Origin of the sequence: Gordonia otitidis NBRC 100426, from assembly GCF_000248075.1 — a bacterium.
Lineage (GTDB): Bacteria > Actinomycetota > Actinomycetes > Mycobacteriales > Mycobacteriaceae > Gordonia > Gordonia otitidis.
Window position 1 is genome coordinate 32754 of record NZ_BAFB01000232.1, and the last position, 6662, is coordinate 39415.

Here is a 6662-nt window from a genome sequence, read left to right on the forward strand (position 1 = left end):
CCTGGACGTTTGCTGTGCAAACGGTTAGACATGCCGGGTGATCTGGAGAGGACTGCCACAACTGCAACATACGTCACGTGCGTCACAGGAGGGTCGAGTGTGGCCACAGCTGATGTCGACGAGACCGAGTCGTCGCGCTGCGTCGATTGTCGCCGCGCTGTTGGCCGTGGTCGCGACAATGCTAAGCGGTACAGCGCTCGCGGCGCCTGCATCGGCGGCGGTGGTCAGGATCGATCGGGTCGACGCTCAACTGTCGATGGTGTACGTCTATTCGCCATCGATGGGGAAGGTCATTCCGAATCAGGTGTTGCGTCCACGAGGCGGGAGCGCGGCGCCGGTCTTCTACCTGCTGAATGGGCGCTCCGGTGGTGTCGAGGGTGACAGCTGGCTCAAGCAGACCGACCACCGCTCGTTCTTCGCGGGCAAGAATGTGACCGTGGTGTCGCCGCTCGGTGGGCCGTACTCCTGGTATGCCGATTGGCAGCGACCCGACCCGGTCCTCGGGGTCAACAAGTGGGCCACCTATCTGCTGCGGGAACTGCCCGCCGCGATCGCCGGGCCCCTGAAAACCAACGGCCGCAATGCGATTGCGGGATTGTCGCTATCGGGTGGTCCTGCGCTCGACATCGCAGGTCGGGGCGGATCGTTCTATCGGGCCGCGGCGTCGTACAGCGGTTGCCCGGCCATCAGTGCGCCGCCGGCCACCGCCGGCGTATTCGCTACGACGTCGCTCGGTGGAGGGAATGCGCTGAACATGTTCGGGCCTCCCGGATCGGCTGCGTGGGTCGACCACGACCCCTCACGCCATCCGGAACGATTAAGGGGTAAGGCGATTTATCTGGGCGTGGCGTCGGGTCTCCCCGGACGTACCGACGGCGCTCCGGTGGGCGCGCCGTCGCTCCTCGCCGGACCCGCCGAGGTGGAGATGGCGACGCGGTGGTGCACCGACCAGATGGCCGGGGCACTTCGCGGCGCGGGGATACCGCACACCTACCGTGTGTTCGACCAGGGCGCGCACACGTGGTCGCTCTTCGCTACCGAGATGCGCGACAGCTGGCGAGTGATCGGGCCTGCGCTAGGGGCCTGATGACGACGTCGGCCGGCTCGCACTGAGTCGCCGGTGAGAAAGGGAATGAACCCGGCGTCGCGGGTTGTTATAATGGAGCTTCCGCCGGTTTCCGGTGGAACCATCTCGGGGCTGATCGGTTTCGACTACGTGCGTCGAGGTGGGGGAAGCGTGTCGGTGCAGGCCAGAGACCACCGCTAAGCGTCGCGGCAACCAATTAAGCGCCGATAAGAATCAGCGCGACTACGCACTCGCTGCCTGACAGCGACTGCGTGTCTGTCGGCCCGGGTTTCGCTCCTTGACCCGGTGCCGGCATCATTCAAAGGAGCTCACCGTCCACTCCGGTCGCGGGGGTGAACGGGACAACTCACAGCGACTGGGATCGTCATCTCGGCTTGTTCGCGTGACCGGGAGATCCGAGTAGAGGCAGAGCGGACTGCACACGGAGAAGCCCTACCGAAGCGACGGAGGACCCGGGTTCAATTCCCGGCAGCTCCACAAAGAGCCTCCCACCTGTTCACGCAGGTGGGAGGCTTTTTATGTGGTTTCGGTACGATCAGGCGAGCTCTGATATCTTCGCTACGCGGACCGTGTGCCGATGTCGATTCACGTCGCACGACAGGGGTGCATCACGCTCAGCGGCCGCCGTACATCGTCAGCCAGATCGAACGGGCCATCGCCGCGGCGAATGCACGATCGTCGGTGTCGTCGTCGAGCTGCATGATGTCCGAGAATCCGGCCTGCATGCCGACGACGATGAAGCGGGCGGTCTGGTCGGGCTTGATGTCGGCGGAGACGAGTCCCGCGGCCTGCTCGGTACGGATGCGGTCGGCGATGTCGGCCATGTAGTTCTGTAGGCCGCGCCGAAAACTGTCCCCGAACCTTGCGTCGGTGCTCGTCGTCTCGAGGTAGGCGCGCCAGATCACCCGGTACCGACGTGCTGAGCCGAACAGCTCTGCGATGACGTCGGTGAGCGTTTCCGGTTGGGCCTGCGAGGGATGCTTCCAGTAGCGGTCCGCTGCGGCGACGAACTCCTCGAGGAGTGGTGTGGTCAGTTGCAGGATGAGAGCGGTCTTGTCCGGGAACCACTGATAGAACGTCGATCGCGAGACGTCGGCTGCCTCGAGGATGCGTTCGACGGGGATGTCGGCGTAATGCTCTCCGGTCGCCAGGATTGCTGATGTCGCAGCGAGAATTCTGCTCTGCGACATCGTTTTCCGCCTAGCGGCACCTGGCATGCGCAACACGCTACCGCGCTGATCCGCCGCGAGGCGCGCAGTACGGACAGCGCATGGCACCCGTCGTTGAAGTTCTGTCGATCAGCCGACATCATCGATCGCGCGCCGGACGAACTCCAAGGCTGCGTCCTGCCACAGGAGGACGTGGTCGAGCATCGCGTGGTGTCCGTGCGGCACCGAGACGAACGTCGCGTCGTAGCCGTTGTCGCGCAGTTCGGCGATGCCCTCTGCCGTCCGTCGCGGCGAGGTGAGGGTGTCGGCGTCACCGTGGATCGCGCGGACTCGTACACCGCGCCGGATTCGACGCCAGTCGTGGTGTTGCCACCACGGCGCCAGTGCGAGTATTGCGACGACCCGCGCGTCGGCACCGAGATGCGCTGCGACCCGGCCGCCCATCGAATGACCGATGAGCGCGACGGGCACCCCGGGGTGTTCCGAGGTGATCTCGTCGAGAGCAGCGCGCGCATACGGCATGGGGCTTTCCTGACCGCCGTTCCAGCCGTAGACCCTGTACCGGACCTGTCGAACGTCGACGGCGCCACGAAAGCGGGCTCGGATAGACCACGTGAACGGATACATGCGCAACGCTGTGCCCTGCGTTGGACTGAACGGACGGTAGCTGTGATCGGTGCCGCCGGGGAGAACGAGCACGGTGAGTCGCGGGGTCATCGTCTCCAGCATGCCGCCCGCGGTACAAGTGACTGACGTCGACGCCCGGTTTCGGGCACAATCTAGAGATATGGCTTCCCCACGTGCCGGCACTCCGGCTCTGCCCGAAGACCTCATCGACGTCGACGCGGTAGTCGGCGCCTACTACGACAAGGTGCCGGACCCGAACGACCCGGGCCAGCGGGTGGTGTTCGGAACGTCCGGGCACAGGGGATCGAGTCTCGACACCGCATTCAACGAAGCGCACATTCTCGCGATCACCCAGGCGATCGTCGAACACCGGAAGGGTGCGGGCATCACAGGCCCGCTGTTCATCGGTTTCGACACCCACGCGTTGTCGGTTCCGGCGTGGCAGTCGGCTCTCGAGGTCCTCGTCGCGAACGGGGTGACGGTCTTCACGGCCGAGGACGACACCTACACTCCGACTCCTGCGATCAGTCACGCCATCCTGACGTTCAACGCCGCCAATCCCGGTGTCGAATCCGACGGCATCGTCGTCACACCTTCACACAACCCGCCGCGTGACGGTGGGTTCAAATACGATCCTCCGTCGGGTGGTCCTGCCGACACGACGACCACGACGTGGATCGCCAACCGTGCCAACGACTTGCTCGCGGCGAAACTCGATGGCGTCGCACGTGTTCCGTTCGACAAAGCCCGACATGACGATCTGGTGCACAACTACTCGTTCGTCATGAATTACACCGACGGTCTGGCCTCCGTCGTCGACATGGAGGCGATCCGCAACGCGGGCATCCGGATCGGCGCCGACCCTCTCGGCGGCGCGTCGGTAGGGTACTGGGCGGCCATCGGATTCCGGTACAACCTCGACAAGCTCACTGTCGTGAATCCGACTGTGGACCCGACGTTTTCGTTCATGACACTCGACACCGACGGCCAGATCCGCATGGACTGCTCGTCACCGGACGCCATGGCGTCGCTCATCGATTCACGTGATTCGTACGACATCGCGACCGGCAACGACACCGACGCCGACCGTCATGGCATCGTCACGCCCGACGGCGGACTGATGAACCCCAATCACTATCTGGCCGTGGCGATCGACTACCTGTACACGCATCGATCCAACTGGTCGCCCGAAGCGGCGGTCGGAAAGACGCTGGTCAGTTCGAGTCTCATCGACCGTGTCGTCGCCGGGATCGGGCGCAAGCTCATCGAGGTCCCGGTGGGATTCAAATGGTTCGTCGACGGTCTGCTCGACGGCAGCATCGCTTTCGGGGGAGAGGAGAGCGCCGGCGCGTCGTTCCTCACATTCGACGGTGGTCCGTGGTCGACCGACAAGGACGGCATCATCATGGCGTTGCTGGCATCGGAGATCCTCGCGGTCACCGGCAAGACACCGTCGCAGCGCTACCGGGAGCTGGCCGCCGAGTACGGCGAATCCGCTTATGCCAGAACGGATGCACCTGCCACTCGCGAGCAGAAGGCCGTGCTCGCGAACCTCTCGGCCGACCAGATCACGGCCACCGACCTCGCGGGCGACCCCATCACCGCCGTGATGACGAAAGCGCCGGGCAACAACGCTCCCATCGGTGGGGTGAAGGTGACGACCGCCGATGCCTGGTTCGCGGCGAGACCGTCCGGGACCGAGGACAAGTACAAGATCTATGCGGAGTCCTTCAAGGGAGTCGATCACCTCGCGAGGGTCCAGGAGCAGGCGCAGGAGGTCGTCGACGCCGCCCTGTCCTGAAACGGTGGTGCTGTCGTGAATCGTCGGTGCGTTACGCTCGCCCCTGGTGCCCGCTGTCGATCGGTGGCGGGCACCGGCCTCGCCACCGGGGCGCGGCGAACACCACGAAGGATGATCTGTGACTGACAGGCGCAAGCCACGGCCCGCATCGACGTCGAAGTACCAGCCTCGGGCGACGTCGAGCACGTCGACCTACGTGCTGCTGGGAATCGCGGTGGTGGTGGTGATCGCGTTGGTGGTTGGAGGGGTGCTCTGGAACCGCAACCGCGACCAGGGCGGCACGGCCAACGAGCAGGTCCTCAATTCCAACGCCGCATTGATCATCGGTGCGCCCGACGCCAAGACGACGATCGACGTCTTCGAGGACTTCATGTGCCCCGTGTGCAAGCAGTTCGAGCAACAGTCAGGGCAGGCGATCGTCGGTGCCGTCGACGCCGGGAAGCTGCGCGTGCGGTACCACATGCTGAACTTCCTGAATCGTCAGTCGGCGTCGGGGGACTACTCGAGTCGGGCGGCGGGCGCGTTGCAATGTGTTGGCGCAGGCGAGAATCGCGAGGTCTTCTTCAAGTACCACACCGCATTGTTCGCGGATCAGCCCAAGGAGGGCAGCGACTCCGACCCGTCGAACGCCGATCTGTCGACGATCGCGGCCGCACAGGGCGCCAGTGCGGCGACGCAGAAATGCATCACCGACGGCGCCAAGGTCGCCGAGGGTGAGAAGGCAGCAGAAGAATCCCAGAACCAGCTCGCCAAGGCGACTGGTGGGCAGGTGGCAACACCGACGGTGCTCTCGGGTGGCGAACCCGTCAACGGAATCCTCGACGGTACCGGATGGCTCGACAAGCTTCTCGGCAAAGCGAGCGAGTGATCGCCTTGCCGTAATGGCAAGAGCACAACCTGCAGCGACGCGCACTCACAAAGATCCGAAATCGCTCGATCGTCGGCGTAGTGGTGGCACCCTTGGTATCACTTGTTATGAGGGGCTTTCATCCGAGGCGGTGACGTAAGCGATGGCCGGACCAGACGACAGTCAGGACAACACGCACTCCGATCGACCGGACAGACCAACGACAGGGAGCGCCGACGCCGCATCAGCCGACGCCCGGTCGACCAGTGCGGCGTCGACCGGAGCCACGGCGGATTCGGCGCCGTCTGATTCCACACTCTTGGACGGCTACTACGTACGTCGAATCTTCTGGGCGTTGGTGGGCATAGCCGTTCTCTCCCTGGGGTCGGCCGTACTTCGCGTCGGCCAGGTCGGCGTCGACCCGTACACCGCCGCGAACATCGGCGACGTCGAGTCCGGTGACGCCACGGTCGGGGGCTCTCTCCTCGGCATGCTGATCGGCGTGCTCGGCGGGCCCCTCGGAGTCCTGCTCGGGTTCGGCCTCGGCGCTGCGGGCGGTGCGCTCGTGGATGCGAGCCGTTCAGACGATATCGACGACGCGATCACCGAGTTCGGCAAGACGGTTCGAAAGGCCGAGAAGAAGGAGAAGCGCGACGAGCGCGTCCAGAAGCTCAAGGCGAAGTTCTCGTGAGCTGAAACTCATCCTGACACAACGCGACCCCTTCGTTCATCGAAGGGGTCGCGTTGTGCTCTGAACAGATTCTGGACTGCAGATTCTGGACCGCAAAGTGGGGCCGGACTCGCGTCATGTGTATGCGTAATACCTTTCTATACTTGTAATGCATTGTGGCACAAAGAATAACGGCGAATGTTCGCTGTTTGTCCCGATCGCTTCTGTGTCGACGCATCCCCGACGACGTTCTGCAGCATCCGTGTCCAACAAAGATCGTGCCGTCACTCACCGTGCTCAGACGACACCGAAACTTGTCGGTGGCATCGGATAGCGTAGAACGTGTATTCGATAGATGCATCAAAAAGCCGGGGGTGACAACGGATGAGCGGCGAGTGCGGTGGTGATGACGTCGACGAGGGCAATGCCCGCGGTGACAGCGCACGCGATGCTGGGAGTGA

General features: G+C 64.1%; 6 protein-coding genes and 1 other RNA gene. 5 read left to right on the top strand and 2 right to left on the bottom strand.

Going from position 1 to position 6662, the window contains the following annotated elements:
* Positions 1-178: 178 nt before the first annotated feature.
* The gene (locus GOOTI_RS22195) at positions 179-1087 is read left to right on the top strand and encodes an alpha/beta hydrolase (RefSeq protein ID WP_233425556.1); all 909 of its coding nucleotides are present in this window, start codon (positions 179-181) and stop codon (positions 1085-1087) included.
* A 107-nt stretch (positions 1088-1194) separates the two neighbouring features.
* Positions 1195-1567: a transfer-messenger RNA gene (gene ssrA / locus GOOTI_RS25420) on the top strand.
* 134 nt (positions 1568-1701) lie between these two features.
* Here ssrA and GOOTI_RS22200 read toward each other — a convergent pair.
* Together GOOTI_RS22200 and GOOTI_RS22205 are read right to left on the bottom strand one after the other, a co-directional pair.
* A complete protein-coding gene (locus GOOTI_RS22200) occupies positions 1702-2277 on the bottom strand; it encodes a TetR/AcrR family transcriptional regulator (protein WP_039994565.1) in 576 nt (191 codons plus the stop codon).
* 108 nt (positions 2278-2385) lie between these two features.
* On the bottom strand, positions 2386-2973 hold the full coding sequence (locus GOOTI_RS22205; RefSeq protein ID WP_007240841.1) for an alpha/beta hydrolase: 588 nt from the start codon (positions 2971-2973) through the stop codon (positions 2386-2388).
* A gap of 70 nt (positions 2974-3043) precedes the next feature.
* On the opposite strand from GOOTI_RS22205, the gene pgm reads away from it, so the two are divergent.
* The 3 genes from pgm (at position 3044) to GOOTI_RS26935 (ending at position 6222) form a co-directional block, all read left to right on the top strand.
* Complete coding sequence (gene pgm, locus GOOTI_RS22210) at positions 3044-4684, top strand: phosphoglucomutase (alpha-D-glucose-1,6-bisphosphate-dependent) (protein ID WP_007240842.1); 1641 nt, start codon at positions 3044-3046, stop codon at positions 4682-4684.
* Between the two features lie 118 nt (positions 4685-4802).
* Positions 4803-5552, top strand: a complete 750-nt coding sequence (locus GOOTI_RS22215) for a DsbA family protein (RefSeq protein ID WP_007240843.1) — start codon at positions 4803-4805, stop codon at positions 5550-5552.
* Between the two features lie 142 nt (positions 5553-5694).
* Positions 5695-6222 carry a hypothetical protein gene (locus GOOTI_RS26935; protein WP_007240844.1) on the top strand — a complete coding sequence of 176 codons (528 nt, stop codon included), beginning with the start codon at positions 5695-5697 and terminating at the stop codon, positions 6220-6222.
* Positions 6223-6662: the final 440 nt, after the last annotated feature.